Origin of the sequence: Pseudomonas sp. MF6396, from assembly GCF_002018915.1 — a bacterium.
Taxonomy (GTDB): domain Bacteria; phylum Pseudomonadota; class Gammaproteobacteria; order Pseudomonadales; family Pseudomonadaceae; genus Aquipseudomonas; species Aquipseudomonas palmensis.
Genome location: NZ_MVOK01000017.1, coordinates 34,362 through 59,839 on the forward strand (window position 1 = coordinate 34,362; position 25,478 = coordinate 59,839).

Genomic DNA, 25,478 nt, shown 5'->3' on the forward strand with positions numbered 1-25,478 from the left:
TGCACTCCTCGTGCGTCATCACCAGCAGATGAAACCCATTCGCAAACAGGCGAAGTCGTTCTGCCGAGGAGTCAAGGAAATGGCAACACCCCAGACGTTGTTCCCCCAGGGTTCGTGCTGGCGCATGTCGGCGCTGGGCGCCGCGATCAGTTGCGCGCTGCTGGCCCAACCGGCCCAGGCCCAGCTGCCCGCGCCCGGTACAGGGGCGGTCAGCGTGCACACGGCATTCGATATCCCCGCCCAGCAACTGCGCCAGGCATTGCTGGTGTTCAGCCAGCAGACCGGGCAGAACGTGATGCTCGACGGCAACCTGGACGCCGGCCTGCGCAGCGCACCGGTCAAGGGCAGCTACTCCGCCGATCAGGCCTTGGCCCAACTGCTGGCCGGCAGCGGCTTCACCTTCGGGCGCAGTGACGCCTCGACCCTGTACCTGGTACCGCTGCCAGACAGCGCCGGCAACAACATCGAACTGGGCGCCACCACCATCAACAGCGCCTGGAGCCTGGGCAGCACCACCGAGGGCAGCGGCTCCTACACCACCGGGCAGACCAGCACCGCCACGCGCCTGGACATGTCGCTGCGCAAGACCCCGCAGTCGATCAGCGTGATCACCCGCCAGCAGATGGACGACCAGGGCCTGAACAACCTGTCAGAGGTGATGCAGCAAACCCCGGGCATCACCGTCAACCGCGAGAACTCCGAAGGCTTCACCTTCTACTCGCGCGGCTTCGAGATCCAGAACTTCCAGTACGACGGCGTGCCCAGCCTGAGCACCGACGCCGGCAACCTGCGCGACAACTACAGCATCACCAACTCGGTGATCTACGACCGCGTCGAGGTGCTCAAGGGCGCCACCGGGCTGGTCAACGGCATCGGCTACCCGTCGGGGGTGATCAACCTGGTGCGCAAGCGGCCCACTGCCCAGTTTCAGGGCCATGTGTCCGCCGGCGCAGGCTCGTGGGATCATTACCGCACCGAGCTGGACGTGTCCGGACCGCTGCTCGACAGCGGCGCCCTGCGCGGGCGTTTCGTCGCGGCCCGTGAACAGCAGCACACCTTCATCGACTACCAGAAGCAGCAGCAGGACATCTTCTACGGCGTGCTCGACGGCGACCTGTCTGACGCCACCGTGCTGAGCGTGGGCTACGAGTACCAGCAGAACGACAACGACGCGTCCTCCACCACCCACCTGCCGGCCTTCTACAAGAACGGCACGCCGGTGCGCTTCTCGCGCTCCACCAACCCGGCGGACAAGTGGGCCTACCGCAACCATCGCACCCAGCGCGCATTCGCCAGCATCGATCACCAGTTCGACAACGAGTGGTCGCTCAAGGCCACCGCCAGCTACCGCAACTATGCCTCGCGCGAGATCATCGCAGGCCTGGCCACCGCCCATGTCGACCCGAACGACAACAGCGTCGCCCACGGCTACTACCCGGGCGGTGCGGCCAAGTTCAACACCGATACCGACGAGAAGTCCTTCGATATCTACGCCAAGGGCGCGTTCTCGCTGCTGGGCAGAAGCCACGACCTGGTGGTGGGCTACACCTATGCCCACACCACCGCGCAATCGGACCGTACCGACGGCAGCACCGACGCCGTGGCACCCGATGCCTTCGACTGGAACAACAACGCCGCCTACCCCACCGACTGGGCCTGGTGGTCGACCTTCGATATCAAGACCACGCAGAAGGTCGGCTATGCTGCGGTCGTGCTCAAGCCCACCGACGCATTCAACCTGGTGCTGGGGGCGCGGGTCACCGACTACGCGTGGAGCCTGGACAGCATCAACGCGCTGCCGCGCAGCAGCCGCACCGCCACCCGCGACACCGGTGAAGTGATCCCCTATGCCGGCATCACCTACGACCTCGACGACCAGCACACCGTGTACGCCAGCTACACCGACATCTTCAAGCCGCAGCCCTACAACCGGGGTGCCGACAACAAGCCGCTGGACCCGCTCACCGGGCAAAGCTACGAAGTGGGAATCAAGGGCGAGTATTTCGACCGTCGCCTGAATGCCAGCCTGGCGCTGTTCGAGCTCAAGCAGGACAACCTGGCGCAGTCGACCGGCACCACCGGGGAGTTCGGCAATGAAGTGATGCGCGCCGTGCAGGGCGCCACCACCCGCGGTGTGGAGCTGGAAATGTCCGGCGAGATCCTGCCCGACTGGAACATCAACGCCGGCTACGTCTATCAGGCCTCCTACGACGCCGATCACCGGCGCGTGGCGACCAACCAGCCCCAGCACCTGCTCAAGGTCGCCACCAGCTACCGCCTGCCGGCCGAGCTGAACAAGCTCACCGTGGGCGGCAACTGGCAGTGGCAGAGCCGCACCTACTTCGTCGACGACACCTTCTACGACGACGTCAACGACGTGGCGCTGCCCAGCCACAAGTTCTTCCAGGACGCCTACGGCGTGGTCGGCCTGATGGCCGCGTATGACGTGAGCAAGCAACTGAAGGTGTCGGCCAACCTCAACAACCTGTTCGACAAGACGTACTACAGCGGCATCGGCAACTACTACTCGGTCTACTACGGCGACCCGCGCAACGTGATGTTCAACGTCAGGTACAGCTTCTGACGCGCAACGCGCACGCCATCAGGCCTGCTGGCGGGTCGCCGCCAGCACGATCTCGCGGATGCACACGCCCTGAGGCTGTTCGTAGGCGTAGCGGATCGCATTGGCCACATCGTCCGCCGACAGTACCACGCCGCCCATGCCGGCCTTCCAGTCCTGGTAGCCGGACTTGATCGCCTCATCGGTGGTGTGGCCGAGCAGCTCGGTTTCCACCGCACCCGGCGCGATGGTGATGACCCGCACGTTGTGCGCCGCCACTTCTTCGCGCAGGTTTTCCGAGATCGCGTGCACGGCAAACTTGGTGCCCACGTAGGCCACATGGTTGGGGAAGGTCTTGCGCCCGGCCACCGAGCCGACGTTGATCACCGTGCCGTGGTTGCGTTCGATCATGCCGCCCAGTACCGCATGGATGCCGTTGAGCAGGCCCTTGACGTTCACATCCAGCATGCGCTCCCACTGCTCGGGGGCCTGGGTGGCGGTATCACCCAGCAGCATCACCCCCGCATTGTTGACGATCGCATCGGCCGGGCCGTACTGCGCCTCGGCCTCCTTCACCGCAGCCAGCAGCGCCTCGCGGTCGGTGACGTCGACACCCTTGCACAGGGTGGCGGGCAAGCCCAGTGCGAGCAGGCGCTCCACGCGCCGGGCCAGCAGCAGCAGGGGGTGGCCCTGGGCAGAGAACAGGCGCGCGACGGCCTCGCCGATGCCCGAGCTGGCGCCGGTCACGATGATCAGGGGTTTGTTCATGAAAGTGCTTCCGTCATTGGTTTATCAGATGACGCAAAGCGTATAGTGCCGGCCACAGCAGATAAAATGCTTAATTCCTCTTGCAGACATCGGCCTTACCTATGGATATCCGGCACCTCAAAGCCTTTGTGGCGGTGTTCGAAGAACGCAACATCACCAGCGCCGCCCAGCGCCTGTGCATCAGCCAGCCGACCTTGTCGGTGACCATCCGCCAGCTCGAAGAAGCCCTGGGCGCCACCCTGTTCAACCGCCAGTCGCGAGGGGTGGAGGTGAGCGAGGCAGCGCGTTCGCTGTACCCGCAGGCCTGCGCGCTGGTCAGCGAGGCCGAGGCCCTGCGCCAGCGCTTTCGCACCAGCGATGCGCGCCAGCACCTGAGCCTGGGCATCGAGCCGGACCTGAGCCCCGCGCAGGTCGCTGCGTTTCTGCGCTTTGCCCACCAGGTGGTGGCGCACCTGTATATCACGCTGCACGAGGGCTGTGCCGGCGATGCGCGCCTGGCGGTGGAAGAACAGTGCTGCGAAGACGAGCTGTTCCTGCCGGTGTGGGACGACCCGTTCGTGCTGGTGAGCGCAGCCGGCAGGCAGCCGGGCACGGTCACCAGCCTGTACCCCTGGGTCATCTGCCCCGAACACCCCTCCCACCAGCGCCTGATGGCGCTGTATGGCAACTCCACCGCGTCGGCGGTGGCCAGCAGCGGCTCGCTGCAGCAGTCGCTGCTGCTGGTGGCGGCCGGGGTCGGCGTGGCGGCGCTGCCGCACTCGCTGGTGAGCGCGGCACAAGGGGTGCAGGTGCATGCGCTCAACAGCCCGCTGCCCAGTCGCCGGGTGGGCCTGTGCTACAGCGGCACTGCGCTGGAGCACCCGGTGCTGCGCCTGCTGCACGCCGCGCTGCGCGACGCCCCGGCCGGTACCTGGCAATGATGCGACAGGCATCGAAAGCCGCGGTCTGAACAGACCGCTGGCTGTTTTCGCGATCTTCAGACTCCGTTAAGAATTGCCTCGGATACTCCTCCCGACACACACCCCGGGAGGCGTGATCGATGCCCGATTCTGACTGGAACATCCCCCTGCCCCTGCACTTCGCAGCCGCAGGCGGTTCGGTGATGAGCCTTGCCAGGGCCTTGCCCGGCGATAGCCTGCGCCCGGCCTACGAGGCCTTCATCCAGCAGCGCTTTCGCAAGGCCCATGGTGCGCATATCGCACACTTCATGCCGCAGCTGTTCGGCATCAGCGATGCCTCCGGCGCGCTGTGCGCCGTGGCCGGTGTGCGGCTGGCCAGCAGTGAGGCGCTGTTTCTGGAGCGCTACCTGGACGAGCCGATCGCCCCCTTGATCAGCGCCACCGAGAACAACCCTGTCGATCGCAGCGCCATCGTCGAGGTCGGCAACCTGGCGGCCGCCGATACCGGCAGCGCGCGCCTGAGCATCATTGCCGTTACCTACCTGCTGGCCATGGGCGGTCTGGAGTGGGTAGCGTTCACCGGCAGCATCGGCCTGGTAAACAGCTTCCACCGCCTTGGGCTCAAGCCAGTGAGGCTGTGCACGGCCGACCCCCTGCGCCTGGGCGAAGAACGCCATAACTGGGGCAGCTACTACCAGAGCCAGCCCCAGGTGCATGTTGGCAACATCCGTGCAGGCTTCATCCATTTGCGCAACATGGGCGTGTTCACACGCCTGGGCCTGCCTACCGCCGTCGGGGAGGCCTGTCATGTCGCCTGAACTGCAGCATTTCGAACAGGTGCTGCGCAGGCACGCCGAACACACGCCCAACGCCATTGCGTTGTGGGGCGACCAGTTGAAGCTGGACTACGCCACGCTGCAGGCCGAGGTGCAGTACCGCCAGCAACGCCTGCGCGATGAGTCGGCCAGGGTCGTGGCACTGGCCCTGGATAACGGTGTGGAAGCCATGCTGTGGGATCTGGCATTGCTGTTTGCAGGCGTGACCTGCGTGCTGCTGCCGCCCTTTTTCAGCCCCGCACAGCGCAGCCATTGCCTGGCGCAGAGCCAGGCCAGCCTGGTGATTGCCGAGCCGGCCCTGGCCCCCGAACTGCTGGCGTGCGGCTATGTCGAAGACGGCGCGTTCTGGCGCAGGCAATGGTCGGGGCCCGACCTGATGCCCGAGGGCACCGCCAAGCTGACCTTCACCTCCGGCACCACCGGAACCCCCAAGGGCGTATGCCTGGGCGCCGAGAGCATGCTGCGCGTTGCCCGGGCGCTGGAGCAGGCCAGCCGAATCACCGCGCCACAGCACCACCTGACCCTGCTGCCGCTGGCGATCCTGCTGGAGAACCTGGGTGGCTACGCCGCGCTGATGGCCGGGGCCACGGTGAGTGTCCCCAGCCTGGCGGCTCTGGGCATCCAGGGCGCAAGTGGCGTCGATGCTGCGCGCCTGCTCGGCACCCTCGCCGACCGTGCGCCCCACAGCCTGATCCTGGTGCCGCAACTGCTGCTGGTGCTGGTCAGCGCCGCTGAACAGCGCGCCTTCGACCCGCGCACGTTGCGCTTTGCCGCGGTGGGCGGGGCCAGGGTCGCCACCGAACTGCTGATCCGCGCGCAGCGCATCGGCCTGCCGGTGTATGAAGGCTACGGCCTGTCGGAATGCGCCTCGGTGGTGTGCCTGAACCGGCCACAGGCCCATCGCCCCGGCAGCGTGGGTCAGCCACTGCCCCACCTGCAGGTCAGGCTGGCCGAAGACGGCGAGGTGCTGATCAAGGGCTCGGCCCTGCTCGGCTACCTGGGCCAACCGCCGCACACCGACGCCTGGTTGCCCAGCGGTGACCTGGGCGAGCTGGACGCCGAAGGGTTCCTGTACATCAAGGGGCGCAAGAAACACCAGTTCGTCACCAGCTTCGGCCGCAACATCAACCCCGAATGGGTCGAAGCCGAACTGACCCAGCGAGGGGTGTTCGCCCAGGCCTTCGTCTATGGCGAAGCCATGGCTCACAACCACGCATTGCTGTGGCCACATCAACCGGGCTGCACCGACACCGAACTGGCAGCGGCCGTGGCCCAGGCCAATCAGGCCCTGCCCGATTACGCCCAGGTGCATCGCTGGACGCGCCTGGAACAACCGTTCACGACCGCCAATGGCCTGCTCACGGCCAATGGCCGCCCGCGCCGCGATGCCATCGTCGAGCGCTACCGCTCCCAACTCACCGACCCCCTTGCCTGCGAGGCTACCCGACCATGAGCTTTTTCGACACGCTGCAAGAAGCAACCCATCAGCAACGCCATGCGCTGTTCAGCCTGCCGGTGATTCGCGATGCCCTCGAAGGCAAGGTCAGCCTGGATAGCTACCAGGCCTTCCTGGCCCAGGCCTACTACCATGTGCGTCACACCGTACCCTTGATGATGGCATGCGGCGCCCGCCTGCCCTCGCGGCTGGAGTGGCTGCGCAAAGCCGTGTGCGAGTACATCGAAGAGGAGTATGGCCACGAGCAATGGATACTCAACGACATTGCTGCCTGCGGCGGTGACAGGGATGCCGTGCGCGAAGGTCGGCCTTCACTGCCGATCGAGCTGATGGTCGCCTACCTCTACGACCTGATCGCGCGGGGCAACCCGGTAGGGCTGTTCGGCATGGTCAATGTGCTGGAAGGTACCAGTATTGCCCTGGCCACCCATGCCGCGCACAGCATCCGCGCGCGCCTGGCGCTGCCGGAGGCCGCCTTCAGCTACCTCAGTTCCCATGGCTCGCTGGACCTCGAGCACATGCAGACCTATCGCCGTTTGATGAACACCCTGCAGGCCCCTGATGACCAGGCCGCGGTGATCGATGCGTCGCGCGTGGTCTACCGCCTGTATGCCGACATGTTTCGCGGCCTGCCGCACGATGGAGCACAGCATGCGCCTGTCTGACGCCCGCGTGGTCCTGACCGGTGCCAGTGGCGGGATCGGCCTGGCCATAGCCGCCGCCCTTTGCGCCAACGGCGCCCGCGTGCTGGCGGTGGCCCGGCATGCCGAACCCCTGCAATCGCTGCTGCAAGAGTACCCTGCGCAACTGACCTGGATGGGCGCCGACCTGACCTTTCTCGTGGACAGGCGCAAGGTGCTCAACGCGGCCCAGGCCCTGGGCGGCGCGAACCTGCTGATCAATGCCGCGGGCGTGAACCATTTCGCCATGTTCGAGCAACTGGACGACAGTGACATCAATGCCATGCTGGCAGTGAACATCAGTGCCCCCATGTGCCTGACTAGGCTGTTGTTGCCGCTGCTCAAACAGGCCGACAGCGCCATGGTGGTCAATGTCGGGTCTACCTACGGTTCGATCGGCTACCCCGGCTACGCGGCCTACTGCGCGAGCAAGTTCGCCCTGCGCGGGTTTTCCGAAGCGCTGCGCCGGGAACTGGCCGACACCCGGGTCAACGTCCTGTACGTCGCCCCGCGGGCCACCCGCACCCCCATGAACAGCCCGGCGGCGCAGGCCCTGAACGTTGCCCTCAAGGCCAATGTCGATGATCCGAAAACCGTGGCCAGCGCCGTGATTCACGCCATTGCCGGTGATCGGCGCGACCTTTACCTGGGTTGGCAGGAGCGCTTTTTCGTGCGCCTGAACAACCTGCTGCCGCACCTGGTGGACCGCGGTCTGCGCAAGCAGTTGCCACTGATCCGCCGCCTCAGCCACAAGACCGACCGCGAGCCGCCCAAACCATGAAAAAGATTGCCACCTGCCTGCTGGTCTGGGGCCTGAGCCAAGGCGCCTGGGCCCTGGACAATGCCGACCAGCAACGCCTGAACATGCTTCAGCAAAGCTGGGCACACATCCAATACCAATTGCCGCCAGACCAACGCGCGACAGCCTTCGAGCAATTGTCCAGCCAGGCCTCGGCGTTTACCCGGGAACGTCCGACCACGGCTGAAGCCTGGATCTGGTCGGGCATCGTCACCAGCAGTTGGGCCGGTGCGCAGGGCGGGCTGGGCGCGCTGGGCAAGGCCAAGACGGCCAAGGCCGACCTTGAAAAGGCGCTGACGCTGGACCCCAGGGCGCTGCAGGGCTCCGCCTACACCAGCCTTGCAGCCCTGTATGATCGCGTACCAGGCTGGCCAATCGGCTTTGGTGACGCCGACAAGGCCGAACAGCTGCTCAAGCAGGCCTTGCTGATCAATCCCGATGGCATCGACAGCCTGTACTTCTGGGGCGATCACCTCTACCGTCAAAAGCGTTACCCCGAGGCCAGGGCAGCCTTGCTCAAGGCACTGCAAGCCACCCCGAGGCCAGGGCGTGAAATCGCCGATAGCGGACGTCGCCATGAAATCAACGCGCTGCTGGCGGACATCGACAAGAAACTCGACTGACAGGAGTCACCGTGCGCTTGCTGCTGATAGAAGATGACGTGGCCCTGGGTGAAGGCATTCATCAGGCCCTGGGGCGCGAGGGCTACACCGTCGACTGGCTCCGGGACGGCAGCAGCGCCCTGCATGCGCTGCTCAGTGAAACCTTCGACCTGGCGGTGCTCGACCTGGGGCTGCCGCGTATGGACGGCCTCCAGGTGCTGCGTCGCCTGCGTCATAGCGGCTCCACCCTGCCGGTGCTGATACTCACCGCGCGCGATGCCACCGAAGACCGCATTGCCGGGCTGGATGCCGGTGCCGACGACTACCTGATCAAACCCTTCGACCTGGCGGAGCTCAAGGCGCGCCTGCGGGCCCTGCTGCGCCGCAGCGCCGGGCGGGCCAAGGCAAGAATCGAGCATGCAGGCATCAGCCTGGACCCCGGCACTCAGCAGGTGTCCTTCCATGGGCAGAACGTGCCCCTGACGCCCAAGGAATATCAGCTGCTGCATGAGCTGCTTTCACCGCCGGGGCGTGTCATGACCCGCGAGCGGCTGACCCAGTTGCTTTACGGCTGGAACGAAGAAGCAGAAAGCAACACCCTGGAGGTGCACATCCATCACCTGCGCAGAAAATTCTCCGCCGACCTGATCCGAACCGTACGCGGCGTGGGTTATCTGGTGGAGGAGCGCCGATGATGTCGATCCGACGCCGTACCCTGACCCTGATCATCGGCCTGATGCTTACCGGCCTTGTGATTCTCAGCGCCTTCAACCTGCATGACAGCAACCACGAGATAGCCGAGGTGTATGACGCACAACTGGCCCAGAATGCGCGGCTGCTGCAGGGCGTCATGCGCATGCCGCTGGCTGGCGACCAACACACCGAACTGTACCAGGCGTTCAACCAGGCCCTGAGCGAAGCCACACCCAGGCTTGACGGCCACCCTTATGAAAGCAAGATCGCGTTTCAGGTGTGGGATGCGCAGGGCCAGGTGCTGGTACATACCAACAGCGCCCCCGCCTTCACCTCGCCACCGTCGGCACCGGGCTTCAGTGACGTGCATGACCTGCATGGCCGGCAGTGGCGCGCCTTCCTGCTCGAAGACAAAATCAACCAGGTGCGGATCTGGGTGGGCGAGCGCGACGACGTACGCACTGACCTGGTCGACCGCATCGTACGCCACACCCTGTGGCCCAATATGCTCGGCAGCCTGATCCTGGCAGCAATGGTCTGGCTGGCCATTGGCTGGGGGCTCAAACCCCTGGCCAACATGGCAGCCACCCTGCGTGCCCGTCATTCAGGGTCGCTTGAACCTCTGCAACTGATGCCATTGCCTGCAGAACTCGAACCGATGCAGGCCGCGCTGAACCGCATGCTGGCGCAGATCCAGGAAGTGCTGGGACGCGAGCGCCGCTTCATTGCCGACGCGGCTCATGAAATGCGCACGCCCCTGGCGGTCCTGCGGGTGCACGCGCAAAACCTGCAGGAGGCCGGGACCGAACAGGAGCACCGTGAATCGCTGGCGCACCTGATACACGGGGTGGACCGCGCCAGCCGACTGGTCAACCAACTGCTCACCATGGCACGCCTGGAACCGCAGCCGGGTCATGCCCATGCCCCGCGAATCGACCTTGAACACACTGTGCGCGACAGCCTGGTGCAGATGACCCCATGGCTACTGGACCAGGGCCTTGAACTGGTGTTCGAGGCCGCCCCGGGCAACTACCTTGCCCGAGTGGATGGCGGGGCGATCGATATCGCACTCAACAACCTGGTGACCAATGCCGCGAACTTCTCCCCCGAGGGAGGGATCATCAGCGTTCGCCTGAGCCGCCAGCCGACGCATTTCGTGCTGTCGATACAGGACGAGGGGCCTGGTATCGACGAAGCTGAACGCGAGCGCCTGTTCGAACGCTTCTACAGTCGTGGCAATGCACAGGGCTCCGGCCTTGGCCTGGCCATCGTCCAAGCGGTCGCCATGCGGCTGGGCGGTCAGGTCCGGCTGGAGAACATGGCCACCGGCGGGCTGTGCGCAACCCTGGAGATTGCGCTGGACTGAACCCGCCCCCCCGCTGACAGGTAGCCATCGACGGTCATGGCGCCAGGTCAGGGTCCGAGTCGCTGTGCTTCTGGCCGATCGGGTCGGTGGCCGGCGACTGCTGCGGCGCCTGGGTATCGATGCCCGGTGGCGGCGCAAGCTGCAGTATCTCGCTGGTGTAGGCCCACTCCTGCTGCACCCGGGCCGGGTCGTCGTTCAGGTGGGTGCCGTAGCTGGGCACGATCTGGTGCAGCTTCTGCTGCCAGGCCGGGCTGGCGACCTTGTCCTTGAACACCTTCTGCAGCACTTCGAGCATGATCGGCGCCGCCGTGGATGCGCCGGGCGATGCGCCCAGCAGCCCGGCAATGCTGCCATCGGCCGCGCTCACCACCTCGGTGCCCAGCTTGAGCACCCCGCCCTTTTCCTTGTCGCGCTTGATGATCTGCACCCGTTGCCCGGCCTGCCACAGGCGCCAGTCTTCCTTCTTGGCCTGGGGGAAGTAGGTCTGCAGCGCCTCGAAGCGGTCGTCGTCCGATTGCATCAGCTGGCCTGCCAGGTACTGCACCAGGTCGAACTGGTCGATCCCCACCTTGGTCATGGGCCACAGGTTATGGGTGGTCATGCTGGAGAACAGGTCCAGGTACGAGCCTTCCTTGAGAAACTTGGTGGAGAAGGTCGCGAACGGCCCGAACAGGATCACTCGCTTGCCATCGAGTACCCGGGTATCCAGGTGCGGCACCGACATCGGCGGCGCGCCCGTGGCGGCGATGCCGTAGGCCTTGGCCATGTGCTGCTGGGCGATGGTGGGGTTGTCGGTGACCAGGAACGAGCCGCCCACCGGGAAGCCCGCGTAGTCCTGGGCCTCGGGAATGCCGGACTTCTGCAGCAGCGGCAGCGCCGCGCCGCCGGCACCGATGAACAGGAACTTGGCATCGGCGGTCGACTTCTCGCCGCTCTTGAGGTTCTTGTACTCCACATGCCAGGAGCCGTCGTCATTGCGACGGATGTCCTCGACCTCGCTGGACAGCTTGAGCGAGAAATTCTCCTGCTGCTGCAGGTGCGCCACGAACTGGCGGGTGATCTCGCCGAAGTTCACGTCGGTGCCGATCGGCGTCCAGGTGGCGGCGATCTTCTGGTTGGGGTCGCGGCCCTCCATCATCAGCGGCACCCACTTGCGGATCTGCGCCGGGTCTTCGGAGTACTGCATCGGCCGGAACAGGGGGCTGGCCTGCAGCGCCTCGTAGCGGCGCTTGAGGAAACTGATGTTGTCGTCACCCCACACGAAGCTCATGTGCGGCGTGGAATTGATGAACGAGCGCGGGTTCTTCAGCACCCCGTTCTTGACCTGCCAGGCCAGAAACTGGCGCGTCACCTGGAACGCCTCGTTGATCTCGACCGCCTTGGTGATGTTGATCTTGCCGTCCTTGTCCTCGGGCGTGTAGTTCAGCTCGGCCAGCGCCGAGTGCCCGGTGCCGGCGTTGTTCCAGCCGTTGGAGCTTTCCTCGGCCACCCCGTCCAGGCGCTCGACCATCTCCATCGACCAGCCCGGCTCCAGCTCGTTGAGCCAGATTGCCAGCGTGGCGCTCATGATGCCGCCTCCCACCAGCAGTACATCGACCTTCTTCGATTCCGCCCCCTGCGCCTGGCCGGCCGCCAGTGACACGGCCAGGCCCAATGTGGCCACGTTCCTTGCGAACTTCATGGCATATCCCCCCAATTGCATTACGAGACGATCCAGTGAGTGTGGCTCATGGATCGCGCATGACAAGCCGTACAAGCGACCCGGTGCAGTCAGTGGGGTTCCCTTGGATCGGGCCGCGGCGGCGCCAGGGCACGGGCAAAACGCTATCAAACTGAACCAATTCATCAGCTAAGGATCAGTTTTAGCATCGTGAAACCACAGGATTTGATACCTTGTCCGCGCTTTCTACACTTGGCCGGGATCGCTTGTGCCCTTCCCCTGCACGGCCTGCCAACACGCCTTCAGGAGGGATCTTGTGACCACCACCCACCCCAGCGACGCTTTCCAGATCGCCCTGGCCAACTGCGCCCGTGAACAGATCCGTACCCCCGGCAGCATTCAGCCCCAGGGGTTCATGGTCGTGGTGCAGGAGCCGGCCATGCTGATCCGCCAGGTCAGCGAGAACCTGCCGGACTGGCTGGGGGTGGAGATCGACGCCTTGCTGGGCGTGCATTTCGATGCGGTGGTGCAGGACGGTTGCAGTTTCGTCGAGCAGCTGGGCGAACTCGACGAAGACCAGTCCCAGCCCTATCACGTGGCCGACGTACAGTTTCTGATCGGCCAGCAGGCGCAGCGCCTGCCGATGATGCTGCACCGCCACGACCAGGTGCTGATCGCCGAATTCCAGCGCCCGGCCGCCGTGCCGGCGCCAAGCTCGCGGCTGTACCCGCTGGTGCGCTCCTTCGTTGGCGGCGCACCGGACAGCGAGAGCATCGACGAGCTGTGCGAGCGGGCGGTGCGCGTGATCAAGCGCCTGACCGGGTTCGGCCGGGTCAAGTCCTACCGCTTCGACACCGAGGGCAACGGGCTGGTCAACGCCGAGCTGGTCGACGACGACTACCCCAGCTACAAGGGCCTGTGCTTCCCTGCTTCGGACATCCCGGCGCAGGCCCGGGCGCTGTACTGTGCCAACCGCATCCGCGTGATCGAGGATGCCGACTACCAGCCGGCGCGCCTGCTGCCGGCCGCCAACCTGCTCACCGGCCAACCCCTGGACCTGAGCTTCTCGACCCTGCGCAGCGTCTCGCCCGTGCACCTGCAATACATGCGCAACATGCAGACCTGGGCCTCGATGTCGGTTTCCATCGTGGTCGAGGGCCGGTTATGGGGGCTGGTGTCGTGTCATCACCGCACGCCGCGCAGCGTGAGCTTTCAGGTGCGTACCGCCTGCGAACTGCTGGGCCGGGTGCTGTCGCTGCAGATCGAGACCCGCGAAGCCCACCTGCGCCACGCGCGCATGCTCGAGATCCGCCAGCGCATCGTGCAACTGCTGGGCGCCATCGCCGACCAGGACAGCGTGCGCCTGGGCCTGCGCGCCCTGCCCGACATCTTCACCGACTTCGTCGGCGCCGCCGGTGCCGCAGTGGTGTCCAGCACCGGCTGCGATACCTACGGGCACACCCCGCCCCAGGCGCGGATCATGGCCCTGGTGGGCTGGCTGACCGCCCGCGGCGACGCCGAGGTGTTCCATACCGACAACGCCGGGCGCGATATCCCGCACCTGACGGGGCTGGCCGACATGGCCAGCGGCATCCTTGCCGTGTCCATTTCCGAACTGCACCCGCATTACCTGATCTGGTTCAAACCCCAGCAGTCCCAGGTGGTGCACTGGGCCGGCCGCCCGGAAAAAAGCATCGCCCAGAGCGGCTCGCTGAACCCGCGCGAAAGCTTCGAGCAGTGGCAGCAGATCGTCGAAGGCTTCTCGACCCCCTGGGACCCCAGCGAAATCGAGGGCGTGCAGGAGCTGCGCCAGGCCATCCTCGGCATCGTGCTGCGCAAGGCCGAAGAACTGGCGCAACTGTCCGAACCCCTGGAAAAGACCAACAAGGAACTGGAAGCCTTCTCCTACAGCGTCTCCCACGACCTGCGTGCGCCGCTGCGGCATATCGCCGGCTACGCCGAGCTGCTCAGCGATGCCGAAGGCGCCAACATGTCCGAGCGCAGCCTGCGCTTTCTGGGCACCATCGAGAACTCCGCCAAGTTCGCCGGCACCCTGGTGGACAACCTGCTGAGCTTCTCGCAGATGGGCCGGTGCGCCATGCACCTGTCCGACGTCAACCTGTCGGCGATGGTCGCCTCCATCAAGCTGGAGATGCTGCCCGACTACGAGGGCCGCGACATCCGCTGGACCTTCAACGCCCTGCCGATCGTGGTGGCCGACCCGGCCTTCCTGCACCTGGCCCTGCGCAACCTCATCGCCAACGCCATCAAGTACACCCGCGGCCGGCCGGTGGCGCTGATCGAGGTCGACGTGCAGGAACGCGACGACGCCCACGTGATCAGCGTGCGCGACAACGGCGTCGGCTTCGACATGCAGTACGCCAACAAGCTGTTCGGCGTGTTCCAGCGCCTGCACCGCATGGAAGAGTTCGAAGGCACCGGCATCGGCCTGGCCAATGTGCGGCGCATCATCGAGCGCCATGGCGGCACGGTATGGGCCCACGGTGTCCCGGACCAGGGCGCGACGTTCTATTTTTCACTTCCAAAGAAAACCCTCATGCCCACTGCATGACCCACACGAGGGCGCTCCATGCTCAAACCGATACTCCTGGTAGAAGACAACCCCAACGACCTCGAACTGACCCTGCTCGCGCTCGAGCGCAGCCAGCTGGCCAACGAGGTGATCGTGGTACGCGACGGCGCCGAGGCGCTGGACTACCTGTTCCGCAGGAACAGCCATGCCGACCGCCCGCAAGGCAACCCGGCAGTGCTGCTGCTTGACCTCAAGCTGCCCAAGGTCGATGGCCTGGAGGTGCTCGAGCAGGTGCGCGACTCGGCCGACCTGCGCAGCATTCCGGTGGTGATGCTGACCTCGTCCCGCGAAGAGCCGGACCTGGACCGCGCCTATCAGCTGGGCGTGAATGCCTACGTGGTCAAACCCGTGGAGTTCAAGGAGTTCGTCGGCGCCATCTCCGACCTGGGGATTTTCTGGGCTGTGCTCAACGAGCCACCGCCCGGTTCCACCCGGGTCGTGCGTCGCCCCAAGTCATGATGACAACACATGCCTAGACGAGAGCCCGGAGCGCCGACGCCGCTCCCCAGAATAAAGCTGCTGCTGATCGAAGACAGCACCCACGACGTCGAGCTCACGCTGTTGACGCTGGAGCGCTATGGCCTGCAGGTCGACCCGGTGGTGGTGCACGATCACATCGGCGCCTGCGAGGCCATGCAGCAGCACACCTTCGACGTGATCGTGTGCGACTACCTGCTGCCCTCCTCGTCGGGCATCCAGGTGCTCGAGGTGGCCCAGCGGGCGGCCCCGGAAACGCCGTTCATCTTCCTGTCCGGCATCTTCGGCGAACAGCAGGCGGTGGAGACCATGCGCCTGGGCGCGGTCGACTACGTGCTCAAGCAGAACCTCAAGGTGCTGCCCAAGGCCATCCGCCGCGCCGTGCTCGAAGTGCGCGAACGCGAGAAGCGCCGCGCTGCGGAAAACGCCCTCGAAGAGGTCGAGACCCGCGCCCGCCTGGCCATCCAGGCTGCCGAGATGGGCGTGTGGGAACTGAGCGTGCCCAGCGGCTCGGTGCTGTGGGACGAGCGCTGCCGCGCCCTGTACGAAGTCACGCCCAGCTGCAACCTGCACCTTGACCAGGTGCTGGAGCACTGCCACCCCGACGACCGGGCTATGCTGCGGGCCAAGGTCGAGCAGGCCCTGAGCTGCGAATCGGTGTTCCATGCCGAATACCGCGTGCAGTTGTCGGGCGGTCGCCTGCGCTGGATCAACTCCAACGGCCGTTCGCTGTTCAAGGATGGCCGTTGCGTGCGTTTCAGCGGGGTGATGCAGGACATCAGCGAGCGCAAGGTCGCCACCCAGGCCCTGGTGCAGTTGACCGAAACCCTGGGCGAGCGCGTAGAGCAACGCACCCGCGAGCGCGACCGCACCTGGGAGCTGTCGCGTGAACTGCTGGGGGTGCTGCGCTTCGACATGACCCCGATCAACTTCAACCCGGCCTGGGAGGCGGCGCTGGGTTGGTCGCGGGACCAGATCGGCAGCCTGCGCCTGTGGGAGCTGATCCACCCCCTCGATCTGGACGCCACCATCAAGGAAACCCGCAGCATCGCCAGCGGCAACGTATCGACCCGCTTCGTCAACCGCATGCGCCACGCCAACGGCGACTACCGGTGGCTGTCCTGGACCATCGTGCCGGAGAACGGCCTGATGTACGCCGCCGTGCGCGACATCACCGATGAGCGTGCGGTGGTCGAGGAACTGGCCGCCACCAACAAGCGCCTGCGCGAACAGATCGACGAGAAGGAACGCGTGGAAGCCACGCTGCAGCAGATGCAGCGCCTGGAAGTGGTCGGCCAGCTGACGGCTGGAGTGGCCCACGACTTCAACAACCTGCTCACGGTGATCCTCACCAGCGCGACCTTTGCCACGCGCGACATTGCCCGCGGCAACCTGGACAAGGCCCGCACCCGGCTGGAACACATCACCGACGCCGGTGAACGTGGCGCCCGGCTCACGGCCCAGCTGCTGTCGTTCTCGCGCCGCCAGCGCCTGCAACCGCGCCCGGTGGACCTGAACGCCACCGTGCGCGGCATGCAGAGCCTGCTGAACAAGGCGCTGGGGGCCAATATCTGGGTAGAGATGTCGCTGGCCCCGGACCTGTGGACCGCCTCGGCGGACCTGACCCAGACCGAGATGATCATCCTCAACCTCATCATCAACGCCCGCGACGCCATGGCCAACGGGCCCGGCTCGGTGCTGCTGCGTACTCACAACGTCACCGTGGAGGCCGCGCCCCTGCGGCCCGAAGACCCGGAACCCGGCCACTACGTGGTGTTCTCCATCGTCGACTCGGGCAGCGGCATGAACGAGGACACCCTGCTCAGGGCCTTCGAGCCGTTCTTCACCACCAAGCCGGTGGGGCATGGATCGGGGCTGGGGCTGGCCCAGGTGTTCGGTTTCGCCAAGCAGTCCGGTGGCGGGGTGCGCATCGAAACCACCCTGGATGTCGGCACCACGGTCAGCGTGTACCTGCCGCGGATCCAGGGCGACGCCGTGGCCGTGCTGCCCAGCCCTGCGCCGGTGAGTGAACCGCATCAACCGCTGGGCTCGACCATCCTGCTGGTGGACGATGACAGCACCGTGCGTACCCTCACGGCCACCTTGCTGGAATCGTTTGGCCTGAAGGTGGTGCAGGCGCGCAACGGCCCGGATGCACTGAACATGCTGAGCCCCGAGATCGACCTGCTGCTGACCGATTACGCCATGCCGGGCATGACCGGCGGCGAGCTGGCAGCCCTGGTCAAGCGCTCCTACCCGCAGTTGCCGGTGGTGTTCGTGACTGGCTATGCCAATACCGACGTGCTGGGGCTGAGCCATTCGACGGTGATCCAGAAGCCGTTCAGCGAGCGCGACTTGCGCAGCAAGATCTGGGCAGCGCTGGCGCGTTGAAAAAACCTGTACACGCTTTCTACCTGGCCGAGCAAAAAAGATTATTCTTGAATGACATTTTTCAACGCCAGACTATGTGAGAGCCGAATATGAAGATCGATGACATGGACGCCTTCGTCGCCGTCATCCGCTGCCAGTCGACCAACCTTGCGGCGCAGTCGCTGCAGTTGACGCAGCCGGCCATCACACGACGCGTGCAGAACTTCGAGGAAGACCTGGGCACCAACCTGCTCGACCGCAACACCAAGCCGCTCAAGCCCACGCCCATGGGCTGGCGCGTGTACGAACAGTGCAAGGCCATCCTGCGCGAGATCGACACCCTGCGCGAGCTGGTGGCCAGCCACGGCTCGCCCAGCGGCACCCTGCGCCTGGGCGTGCCGCAGACCATCGGCGATGTGGTGCTGCTCGATGCCCTGGCGCAGATTCGCCAGGCCTACCCCGAGCTGCGGACCCAGGTCGCCAGCGGCTGGGGCAGCGCGCTGATCGCCAGGATGGAAAACGGCGAGCTGGATGCGGCCGCCGCGCTGTTCCCCTCCGGCAAGATCTTCCCCGAAGGTATCGCCAGCCGTTCCATCGGCCGCATGCACCTGCGGGTGGTGGCCGCCAAGGGCAGCGCCAGCAAGCGCAGCTACAAGCTCAAGGACTGCTACAGCCAGGGCTGGGTGCTCAACCCCGACGGCTGCGGGTTTCGCGCCGGCCTGCAGCGCGCCTTGAGCGAGCAGGGGCTGTCGCTGCAGATCAACCTGGAAACCTTCGGCACCGAACTGCAACTGGGCCTGGTCGCCAACGGCCAGGGCCTGGGGCTGGTGCCCGAGCCGCTGCTGGCCGCCAGCCGTCATCGCGACCTGCTTGAAGTGGTCAACGTCAGCGACTTCAAGCCCCAGGTCGACCTGTGGCTGTTTCACCCCAGCTACCTGGGCAACCTGCAGGAGCCGGTGGAGCTGTTCGGCAGCGTCACGGCGCAGCGGCTGGCGCTGTAGCAGCCCCGCCCTGCCCCGCATCAGCCAAGGCAGCGGGCCTCACTCCAGCGTGATGTTGCCCGCCCGGATCACCTCGCCCCACCGTGCGCCGTCATCGGCGATCAGCTTGGCAAACCCCGCCGGGGTACTGTGCTCGACGCTGATCCCGTTCTGCGCGAACCGCTCGGCGGTCTGCGGCGCCTGGGCAATCGCGGCAATCGCCGCGCTCAACTGCTCGACCAGCTGCGGCGAAGCGCCCTTGGGCAGCACCAGGCCGAACCAGCCAGATGCCTCGAACCCCGGCAGGCCTGCCTCGCTGGCACTCGGCACCCCTGGCAGCAACGGCGAGCGCTGCGCGCTGCTGAGCACCAGCCCCTTGAGCTTGCCGGCCTGGATCTGCGGGGCCAGCACGGTGAGGGTATCCACCGCCACATCCACCTCGCCGCCCAGCACCGCCGTGACCGCCGGCGCACTGCCCTTGTACGGCACGTGCAGCAGGTCGATGCCCGCCAGGTTCTTCAGCAACTCCCCGGACAGGTGGCACAGGGTGCCGTTGCCGCACGACGAATAGCTCAACGCGCCCGGGCGCGCCTTGGCCTGGTCGATCAGCGCTTGCAGCGTGTCGACCTTGCTGGCAGCCGGTACGGCCACCACGTTGGGCACCGAGGCCAGCACCGCCACGGGCGTGAAGTCCTGCAGCGGGTCGTAGCGAAGGCCCTTCTGCAGGTTGGGCAGTATCGTCAGCTGCCCGGCGGTGGCCAGCGACAGCGTGTAGCCATCGGGTTTGGCCTTGGCCACCGCCTCGGCGGCGATTGCGGTGCCGGCACCGGGCTTGTTGTCGACCACCACCGGCTGGCCCAGCGAGGCCGACAACTGCTCGGCGTAGTAGCGCCCCACGGTATCGGCAGCGCCGCCCGGCGGGAACGGCACCACCAGGGTCACGGCGCGGCTCGGGTAGGTATCGGCCTGGGCCAGTGCGGCAACGCCCAGGGCCAGTGCGGCCAGGGCAAACTTGAGCGGTAGGATGATTTTCATGCAAGGGTCCTGGAACAGTCAGGGTTGAAGCAGCCCTCAGTCTTCACTGAAGGCCACATTGCGCGTGGCGCGCACCCGCGGGATGAGCATCAGCCCCACCGCCAGCACGCACAGAATCAACAGGGTCAGGCTCAATGGCCGGGTGACGAACACCGTGGGGTCGCCCCGCGACAGCAGCATCGCCCGGCGCAGGTTCTCCTCCATCAACGGGCCGAGCAGATAACCCAGAAGCAGTGGCGCCGGCTCGCAGCGCAGCTTGATGAACAGGTAGCCCAGCAACCCGAACGCCACCGTGAGCAGCACGTCGAACAGGCTGTTGTTGACGCTGTACACACCAATGCAGCAGAACAGCAGGATCGACGGGTACAGCAGGCGGTACGGCACCGACAGCAGCCGCACCCAGATCCCCACCAGCGGCAGGTTGAGCACCAGCAGCAACAGGTTGCCGATCCACATGCTCACGATCAGCCCCCAGAACAGCTCGGGGCGCTCGTCGATCACCTGCGGGCCCGGCACGATGCCGTGGATCATCATGGCCCCGGCCATCAGCGCCATCACCGCGTTGGAAGGCAGGCCCAGCACCAGCATCGGGATGAACGAGGTCTGCGCCCCGGCGTTGTTGGCAGACTCCGGCCCGGCCACGCCCTCGATGGCGCCCTGGCCGAAGCGCTCGGGGTGCCTGGCGATACGCTTTTCGACCATGTACGAGGCAAACGCGCCCAGCATCGCCCCGCCCCCCGGCAGCACGCCCAGCACCGCGCCCAGGCCGGTGCCGCGCAGCATCGGCTTCCAGCTGCGCCGGTAGTCTTCGCGGGTCGGCATCAGGCTGCCCACCCGCGCCACCTGGGGCGGCTGGCCGCGGCTGCGCTCCAGGTTGGCGATGATTTCGGCGATGCCGAAGATGCCCATCGAGATCACCACGAAACTGATGCCGTCGCTCAACTGGGGCAGGCCGAAGGTAAAGCGCTCCACCCCGGAATTCACGTCGGTGCCCACCAGGCCCAGCAGCAGGCCCAGCAGGGTCATGGCCACGGCCTTGAGCACGTCGCCCTGGGCCAGCACCACGGCGGCCACCAGGCCCAGCAGCATCAGCGAGAAGTACTCGGCCGGGCCGAACTTCAGCGCCACCTCGGCCAGCGGTGCGGCAGCAGCGGCCAGCAGCAGGATCGACAGGCTGCCGGCGATGAACGAACCGATCGCGGCAATGGCCAGGGCCGCCCCGGCCCGGCCCTTGCGTGCCATGGCATGGCCGTCCAGGCAGGTCACCACCGAGGACGACTCGCCCGGCAGGTTGACCAGGATCGCCGTGGTCGAGCCGCCGTACTGGGCGCCGTAATAGATGCCCGACAGCATGATCAATGCCGCGGCCGGGCTCAGGCCGTAGGTGATCGGCAGCAGCATGGCGATGGTGGCCACCGGCCCCAGGCCGGGCAGCACCCCCACCAGCGTGCCCAGGGTCACACCGATCAGGCAGTACAGCAGGTTGTTCAGGGTGAAGGCGGCTTCAAGGCCGATACCCAGGTGTGCCAACAGCTCCATGGGTCACTCCTCAGACAGGCCAGGCCGGCAGGTTCAGGCCCAGCCCGTAGCCGAACACCAGCACGCTGAACAGCCCCAGCGCGCTGCCCACCGCCAGCAGTTCGCCCAGGTGCGCCTTGTGCCGGCCCAGGCCGCTGAGCAGCGTCATGCACAGGGTCGCCAGCGCCAGGCCAAGGCTGGGCAGCAGCAGCGCGAACGCCACCACGCTGGCACTGATGGCCAGCGCCGGGCGGACGATGAACACCCCGTCCAGCGTGACCTTCTCGCGGCCCAGCCACAGGCCGCGCACCAGCAAGGCGACGCCCAGCCCGCACAGGGCCAGGCTCACCAGCCAGGGAAAGTAGCCTGCGCCCATGCGCATCGCCGTGCCGCTGGCATAGGCGCTGCCCACCAGCAGCCCGGTCAGGCCGAAGCCCAGGAACAGGCAGCCGGCCAGCACTTCGCGGGCATCGAGGTTCAGGGTCAGGGAATGCGGGCGCGCAGTGGCGGCCCGTTGCAGAGCATCTCGCACGCAGGTCTCCAGGTGCCGGTACGGCACAAGGCAAGGCGATCCGCGCGTGCGGTCTCGGGGTGGGGTTGGGGTAGCTGCGCCGTTCAGGCGCTGCGTTGTGCCTGGCGCGCCGCGACCTTGGCGTGGGTCAGCGGGATCAGCTCGCGGCCGTAGTCGGCGGCGTCGTTGATCGGGTCGAACCCGCGAATCAGAAAGGTGGTCACGCCCAGGTCGTAGTACGCCAGCAAGGCATCGGCCACCTGCTCGGGGGTTCCCACCAGCGCGGTGGAGTTGTGCCCACCGCCAACCAGTGCGGCCATACCGGTCCACAGGCGCTCATCCACGCGCTCGCCTTGCGCCACGGTGTCCAGCAGGCGCTGCGCACCGACGCTCTGCGGCTTGTTGGCCACCACCGGGCCGGCGCGCTCCAGGCGCTGGCGAGCGGTATCGAGAATGGCATCGGCCTTGGCCCAGGCCGCAGCTTCGGTATCGGCGATGATCGGCCGGAACGACACGCTGAACTGCACCTGGCGCCCGTGCAAGGCCGCCTGGGCACGTACTGCCTGAATGGTTTCGCGGGTCTGCTCCAGCGACTCGCCCCACAGCGCGAATACATCGGCATGCTTGCCGGCCACTTCCAGGGCCGCCGCCGAAGAACCACCGAAGAACACCGGCAGGTGCGGCTTTTGCACAGGCTTGATGGCAGAGAAGGCGTTCTGCGCCTGGTAGAAGGTGCCGTGATGATCGAAGGGGGTGTCTTGGGTCCAGACCTTGCGCACCACCTCCAGAAACTCGTCGCTGCGCGCATAGCGTTGGTCGTGGTCGAGGTAGTCGCCGTCCTTGCGTTGCTCGCCGTCATTGCCGCCACTGATCACGTGCAGCGCCAGGCGTCCGTCGAGCAGGTGATCGAGGGTTGCCAGCTTGCGCGCGGCCAGGGTCGGCGCCACGAAGCCGGGGCGATGCGCCAGCAGAAAGCCGATACGCGGCGCCGCCAGCCCGGCCAGGGCCGTGACCAGAAAGCCGTCGGGCTGATCCGACCAGTACCCCACCAGAATCCGGTCGAAGCCTGCCTGCTCGTGCACCTGGGCAAAACGGGTGATGTACGCCTTGTCGAAGATCGGGCCAGCCGGATCGAGGGTCTCCGAAGACAGGCGGTGGCCGATCATGCCGATGAATTGAACGCTCATGGGGGGCTCCTTGAAGAGGGCGAAGAAAGCTTATTGGTTATAGAAGGTTCTTTCTTCAAAACGAACGCTTATAAGCTACCGAGCCCGCCACCCCTTGTGAAATTCATTTTAGGCATAACCTAATATAAAAAATGATTTATAACGAAATGACTTTAAAATTCACTTTACGCATATTAGCTTATGCTCAATTTGAATTTTGAGAATCATCAGGCGGTTGCTAGGGTGATTCGAAACCGTAGCCAGAGCCCCGACCATGACCGACCCCCTTCGCCTGGACCGCTTGCGTCAGTTCATCGACGAACTGGCCAGCCTGCTCGACCGAGAAACCGATGAAGCGGCCCTTCTCGATGATGGCCAGCGCCTGTTGCAGCAACTGGTGGCCCATGACGACTGGCTGCCGCCAGAGCTGGCCCAGCCCAGCCCCGAACGCTATCAGCAGTACCTGCTGCACTGCGATTCGCGCCAGCGCTTCTCCATCGTCAGCTTCGTGTGGGGGCCGGGGCAGACCACGCCGGTCCACGACCACCGGCTATGGGGCCTGATCGGCATGCTGCGCGGCGCCGAGTACGCCCAGGGGTTTGCCCGCAACGAGCACGGCGCGCTGCTGCCGTCCGGCAGCCCGGTGCGCCTCGAGCGCGGCCAGGTCGAGGCGGTGTCGCCGCGCATCGGCGACATCCATCAGGTCAGCAATGCCTTCGACGACCAGGTGTCGATCAGCATCCACGTGTACGGCGCCAACATCGGCGCGGGCAGGCGTGCCGTGTACCTGGCCGACGGCAGCGAGAAACCCTTCATTTCCGGTTATTCCAACACCCAACTGCCCAATCTGTGGGACCTGTCAAAAGAGAACCTTGCGCCATGAGCACCCCGACCACCCGCACCTACGCCCACCTGCGCCAGCACTTGCTGGCCAGGCATGAACTGGCCCTGATCGATGTGCGCGAAGAAGCGCCCTTCGCCGTGGAACATCCGCTGTTCGCGGCCAACATCCCGCTTTCCAGGCTTGAAATCGAAATCTACGCGCGAGTGCCCCGGCGCGATACACCGATCACCGTGTATGACGATGGCGAGGGCCTGGCGCAGATTGCGCTCCAGCGCCTGGGTCAACTTGGCTACAGCGACGTGGCCCTGCTCGAAGGCGGCCTGGCCGGCTGGCGCGAGGCCGGCGGCGAGCTGTTCCAGGATGTGAACGTACCGAGCAAGGCGTTTGGCGAACTGGTGGAAAGCCAGCGCCACACCCCTTCGCTGGCGGCCGAAGAAGTGCAGGCGCTGCTGAACGAAAGGGCCGACGTGGTGGTGCTGGATGCGCGTCGCTTCGACGAATACCAGACCATGAGCATTCCGGGCGGCATCAGCGTGCCGGGTGCCGAACTGGTGCTGCGGGTGGCCGAGCTGGCACCGAACCCGGCCACCCGCGTGATCGTCAATTGCGCCGGGCGCACCCGCAGCATCATCGGCACCCAGTCGCTGGTCAACTCCGACATTCCCAACCCGGTATCGGCTTTGCGCAACGGCACCATTGGCTGGACATTGGCGGGGCAGACCCTGGCCCATGGCCAATCGCGGCGCTTTGGCGACGTGAGCCCGGCCAACCGGCAGCGCGCCGCCGAACAGGCCCGCGCCGTGGCCGACAAGGCCGGCGTCGTGCGTGCGGACAGCCAGACGCTGGCGGCGTGGCGCGCCCAGGCCGATCGCAGTACTTATGTGTTCGATGTGCGCACCCCCGAGGAATTTGCCCGGGGCCACCTGCCAGGCAGCCGCTCGACGCCGGGTGGTCAGCTGGTGCAGGAAACCGACCATGTGGCCAGTGTGCGCGGGGCGCGCATCGTACTGATCGATGACGATGGCGTGCGTGCCAACATGAGTGCGTCGTGGTTGGCGCAGATGGGTTGGGAGGTGGCGGTGCTCGATGGCTTGGGCGCAGGCGACTTCAGCGAAACGGGTGATTGGCAGCCGCCGTTGCCGGCGTTGCCGCAGCCTTCGACCATCGACCCCGAACAGTTGGTGCAGTGGCAGGCAGACGCCGACACGGTGCTGCTCGACTTCACCACCAGTGCCAATTACGTGCAGCGGCACATACCGGGTGCGCACTGGGCGATCAGGGCACAGCTGGAGCAGGCACTGGAGCGCTTGCCGGTGGCGGGACGTTACGTGCTGACCTGCGGCAGCAGCTTGCTGGCGCGGTTTGCGGCGCAGGACCTGCAACGCCTGACCCGAGTGCCGGTATTCGTGCTGGAGGGTGGTACGGGCCGCTGGATTGCCGAGGGGCGGCCGCTGGAGTCGGGCGAGACGCACCTGGCGGTGCCGCGCAGCGACCGTTACCGCCGGCCGTATGAAGGCACCGACAACCCGCGTGAGGCGATGCAGGGGTACCTGGATTGGGAGTTCGGGTTGGTGGCGCAGCTGGGGCGTGATGGCACCCATGGGTTCCGGGTGATCTGAACCTCTTGAGCAGACCGTATGGTCTGCCCCTGGCCGACAGGCCGCA

The 25,478-nt window shown here is 66.0% G+C and carries 21 protein-coding genes; 15 read left to right on the forward strand and 6 right to left on the reverse strand.

Annotated features, from left to right (window positions below; all coding sequences use genetic code 11):
• Positions 1-79: 79 nt before the first annotated feature.
• Complete coding sequence (locus tag MF6396_RS17610; RefSeq protein ID WP_078481128.1) at positions 80-2,584, forward strand: TonB-dependent siderophore receptor; 2,505 nt, start codon at positions 80-82, stop codon at positions 2,582-2,584.
• Positions 2,585-2,602: 18 nt separating this feature from the next.
• On the opposite strand, the gene MF6396_RS17615 is transcribed toward MF6396_RS17610, so the two are convergent.
• Positions 2,603-3,328 carry an SDR family oxidoreductase gene (locus MF6396_RS17615; protein ID WP_043864027.1) on the reverse strand — a complete coding sequence of 242 codons (726 nt, stop codon included), beginning with the start codon at positions 3,326-3,328 and terminating at the stop codon, positions 2,603-2,605.
• Between the two features lie 101 nt (positions 3,329-3,429).
• Between MF6396_RS17615 and MF6396_RS17620 the strand changes: the two genes are divergently transcribed.
• From MF6396_RS17620 to MF6396_RS17655, 8 genes are all read left to right on the forward strand, one after another.
• Positions 3,430-4,248: a LysR family transcriptional regulator gene (locus tag MF6396_RS17620; protein ID WP_054914362.1), complete on the forward strand. Its 819-nt coding sequence runs from the start codon at positions 3,430-3,432 to the stop codon at positions 4,246-4,248.
• Positions 4,249-4,367: 119 nt separating this feature from the next.
• Positions 4,368-5,045 carry a thermostable hemolysin gene (locus MF6396_RS17625; protein ID WP_078481130.1) on the forward strand — a complete coding sequence of 226 codons (678 nt, stop codon included), beginning with the start codon at positions 4,368-4,370 and terminating at the stop codon, positions 5,043-5,045.
• Positions 5,035-6,516 (forward strand): AMP-binding protein, encoded by a 1,482-nt coding sequence (locus MF6396_RS17630; protein ID WP_078481131.1) that lies wholly within the window; start codon positions 5,035-5,037, stop codon positions 6,514-6,516. The genes MF6396_RS17625 and MF6396_RS17630 overlap by 11 nt, the downstream gene beginning before the upstream one ends.
• Positions 6,513-7,184 carry a TenA family transcriptional regulator gene (locus tag MF6396_RS17635; RefSeq protein WP_058540320.1) on the forward strand — a complete coding sequence of 224 codons (672 nt, stop codon included), beginning with the start codon at positions 6,513-6,515 and terminating at the stop codon, positions 7,182-7,184. Before MF6396_RS17630 ends, MF6396_RS17635 begins: the two co-directional genes overlap by 4 nt.
• On the forward strand, positions 7,171-7,980 hold the full coding sequence (locus tag MF6396_RS17640; protein WP_058540321.1) for an SDR family oxidoreductase: 810 nt from the start codon (positions 7,171-7,173) through the stop codon (positions 7,978-7,980). The genes MF6396_RS17635 and MF6396_RS17640 overlap by 14 nt, the downstream gene beginning before the upstream one ends.
• On the forward strand, positions 7,977-8,621 hold the full coding sequence (locus MF6396_RS17645; RefSeq protein ID WP_078481133.1) for a tetratricopeptide repeat protein: 645 nt from the start codon (positions 7,977-7,979) through the stop codon (positions 8,619-8,621). The genes MF6396_RS17640 and MF6396_RS17645 overlap by 4 nt, the downstream gene beginning before the upstream one ends.
• Positions 8,622-8,632: 11 nt before the next feature.
• On the forward strand, positions 8,633-9,295 hold the full coding sequence (locus MF6396_RS17650; RefSeq protein WP_054914356.1) for a response regulator: 663 nt from the start codon (positions 8,633-8,635) through the stop codon (positions 9,293-9,295).
• The gene (locus tag MF6396_RS17655; RefSeq protein WP_078481134.1) at positions 9,292-10,659 is read left to right on the forward strand and encodes an ATP-binding protein; all 1,368 of its coding nucleotides are present in this window, start codon (positions 9,292-9,294) and stop codon (positions 10,657-10,659) included. Before MF6396_RS17650 ends, MF6396_RS17655 begins: the two co-directional genes overlap by 4 nt.
• A 34-nt stretch (positions 10,660-10,693) precedes the next feature.
• On the opposite strand, the gene mqo is transcribed toward MF6396_RS17655, so the two are convergent.
• The gene (mqo, locus tag MF6396_RS17660) at positions 10,694-12,340 is read right to left on the reverse strand and encodes a malate dehydrogenase (quinone) (RefSeq protein ID WP_058540324.1); all 1,647 of its coding nucleotides are present in this window, start codon (positions 12,338-12,340) and stop codon (positions 10,694-10,696) included.
• Positions 12,341-12,635: 295 nt separating this feature from the next.
• On the opposite strand from mqo, the gene MF6396_RS17665 reads away from it, so the two are divergent.
• The 4 genes from MF6396_RS17665 (at position 12,636) to MF6396_RS17680 (ending at position 18,760) form a co-directional block, all read left to right on the forward strand.
• A complete protein-coding gene (locus tag MF6396_RS17665) occupies positions 12,636-14,891 on the forward strand; it encodes an ATP-binding protein (protein WP_238596454.1) in 2,256 nt (751 codons plus the stop codon).
• Between the two features lie 18 nt (positions 14,892-14,909).
• Positions 14,910-15,371, forward strand: coding sequence for a response regulator (locus MF6396_RS17670; RefSeq protein WP_043864031.1), 462 nt, complete (start codon positions 14,910-14,912; stop codon positions 15,369-15,371).
• Between the two features lie 9 nt (positions 15,372-15,380).
• A complete protein-coding gene (locus tag MF6396_RS17675) occupies positions 15,381-17,780 on the forward strand; it encodes a hybrid sensor histidine kinase/response regulator (RefSeq protein ID WP_043864032.1) in 2,400 nt (799 codons plus the stop codon).
• 89 nt (positions 17,781-17,869) lie between these two features.
• Positions 17,870-18,760, forward strand: a complete 891-nt coding sequence (locus MF6396_RS17680; protein WP_054914352.1) for a LysR family transcriptional regulator — start codon at positions 17,870-17,872, stop codon at positions 18,758-18,760.
• Positions 18,761-18,799: 39 nt separating this feature from the next.
• Here MF6396_RS17680 and MF6396_RS17685 read toward each other — a convergent pair whose 3' ends face one another.
• From MF6396_RS17685 to MF6396_RS17700, 4 genes are all read right to left on the reverse strand, one after another.
• Positions 18,800-19,774 carry a Bug family tripartite tricarboxylate transporter substrate binding protein gene (locus MF6396_RS17685; RefSeq protein WP_043864034.1) on the reverse strand — a complete coding sequence of 325 codons (975 nt, stop codon included), beginning with the start codon at positions 19,772-19,774 and terminating at the stop codon, positions 18,800-18,802.
• Between the two features lie 36 nt (positions 19,775-19,810).
• Complete coding sequence (locus MF6396_RS17690) at positions 19,811-21,313, reverse strand: tripartite tricarboxylate transporter permease (RefSeq protein ID WP_078481136.1); 1,503 nt, start codon at positions 21,311-21,313, stop codon at positions 19,811-19,813.
• Between the two features lie 10 nt (positions 21,314-21,323).
• Positions 21,324-21,824: a tripartite tricarboxylate transporter TctB family protein gene (locus MF6396_RS17695; protein ID WP_238596455.1), complete on the reverse strand. Its 501-nt coding sequence runs from the start codon at positions 21,822-21,824 to the stop codon at positions 21,324-21,326.
• Between the two features lie 83 nt (positions 21,825-21,907).
• Positions 21,908-22,990: an LLM class flavin-dependent oxidoreductase gene (locus MF6396_RS17700; protein ID WP_078481137.1), complete on the reverse strand. Its 1,083-nt coding sequence runs from the start codon at positions 22,988-22,990 to the stop codon at positions 21,908-21,910.
• 253 nt (positions 22,991-23,243) lie between these two features.
• Between MF6396_RS17700 and MF6396_RS17705 the strand changes: the two genes are divergently transcribed.
• Both MF6396_RS17705 and MF6396_RS17710 read left to right on the forward strand, forming a co-directional pair.
• Positions 23,244-23,852: a cysteine dioxygenase gene (locus tag MF6396_RS17705; RefSeq protein WP_078481139.1), complete on the forward strand. Its 609-nt coding sequence runs from the start codon at positions 23,244-23,246 to the stop codon at positions 23,850-23,852.
• Positions 23,849-25,432 carry a rhodanese-related sulfurtransferase gene (locus MF6396_RS17710; RefSeq protein WP_078481140.1) on the forward strand — a complete coding sequence of 528 codons (1,584 nt, stop codon included), beginning with the start codon at positions 23,849-23,851 and terminating at the stop codon, positions 25,430-25,432. Before MF6396_RS17705 ends, MF6396_RS17710 begins: the two co-directional genes overlap by 4 nt.
• Positions 25,433-25,478: the final 46 nt, after the last annotated feature.

Coding starts and splice junctions, on each gene's coding strand:
- MF6396_RS17620 (WP_054914362.1), top strand. CDS start 3,430: ATGGATATCCGGCACCTCAAAGCCTTTGTGGCGGTGTTCGAAGAACGC.
- MF6396_RS17680 (WP_054914352.1), top strand. CDS start 17,870: ATGAAGATCGATGACATGGACGCCTTCGTCGCCGTCATCCGCTGCCAG.
- MF6396_RS17635 (WP_058540320.1), top strand. CDS start 6,513: ATGAGCTTTTTCGACACGCTGCAAGAAGCAACCCATCAGCAACGCCAT.
- MF6396_RS17625 (WP_078481130.1), top strand. CDS start 4,368: ATGCCCGATTCTGACTGGAACATCCCCCTGCCCCTGCACTTCGCAGCC.
- MF6396_RS17690 (WP_078481136.1), bottom strand. CDS start 21,313: ATGGAGCTGTTGGCACACCTGGGTATCGGCCTTGAAGCCGCCTTCACC.
- MF6396_RS17685 (WP_043864034.1), bottom strand. CDS start 19,774: ATGAAAATCATCCTACCGCTCAAGTTTGCCCTGGCCGCACTGGCCCTG.
- MF6396_RS17675 (WP_043864032.1), top strand. CDS start 15,381: ATGCCTAGACGAGAGCCCGGAGCGCCGACGCCGCTCCCCAGAATAAAG.
- MF6396_RS17615 (WP_043864027.1), bottom strand. CDS start 3,328: ATGAACAAACCCCTGATCATCGTGACCGGCGCCAGCTCGGGCATCGGC.
- MF6396_RS17700 (WP_078481137.1), bottom strand. CDS start 22,990: ATGAGCGTTCAATTCATCGGCATGATCGGCCACCGCCTGTCTTCGGAG.
- MF6396_RS17670 (WP_043864031.1), top strand. CDS start 14,910: ATGCTCAAACCGATACTCCTGGTAGAAGACAACCCCAACGACCTCGAA.
- MF6396_RS17630 (WP_078481131.1), top strand. CDS start 5,035: ATGTCGCCTGAACTGCAGCATTTCGAACAGGTGCTGCGCAGGCACGCC.
- mqo (WP_058540324.1), bottom strand. CDS start 12,340: ATGAAGTTCGCAAGGAACGTGGCCACATTGGGCCTGGCCGTGTCACTG.
- MF6396_RS17610 (WP_078481128.1), top strand. CDS start 80: ATGGCAACACCCCAGACGTTGTTCCCCCAGGGTTCGTGCTGGCGCATG.
- MF6396_RS17705 (WP_078481139.1), top strand. CDS start 23,244: ATGACCGACCCCCTTCGCCTGGACCGCTTGCGTCAGTTCATCGACGAA.
- MF6396_RS17640 (WP_058540321.1), top strand. CDS start 7,171: ATGCGCCTGTCTGACGCCCGCGTGGTCCTGACCGGTGCCAGTGGCGGG.
- MF6396_RS17645 (WP_078481133.1), top strand. CDS start 7,977: ATGAAAAAGATTGCCACCTGCCTGCTGGTCTGGGGCCTGAGCCAAGGC.
- MF6396_RS17655 (WP_078481134.1), top strand. CDS start 9,292: ATGATGTCGATCCGACGCCGTACCCTGACCCTGATCATCGGCCTGATG.
- MF6396_RS17710 (WP_078481140.1), top strand. CDS start 23,849: ATGAGCACCCCGACCACCCGCACCTACGCCCACCTGCGCCAGCACTTG.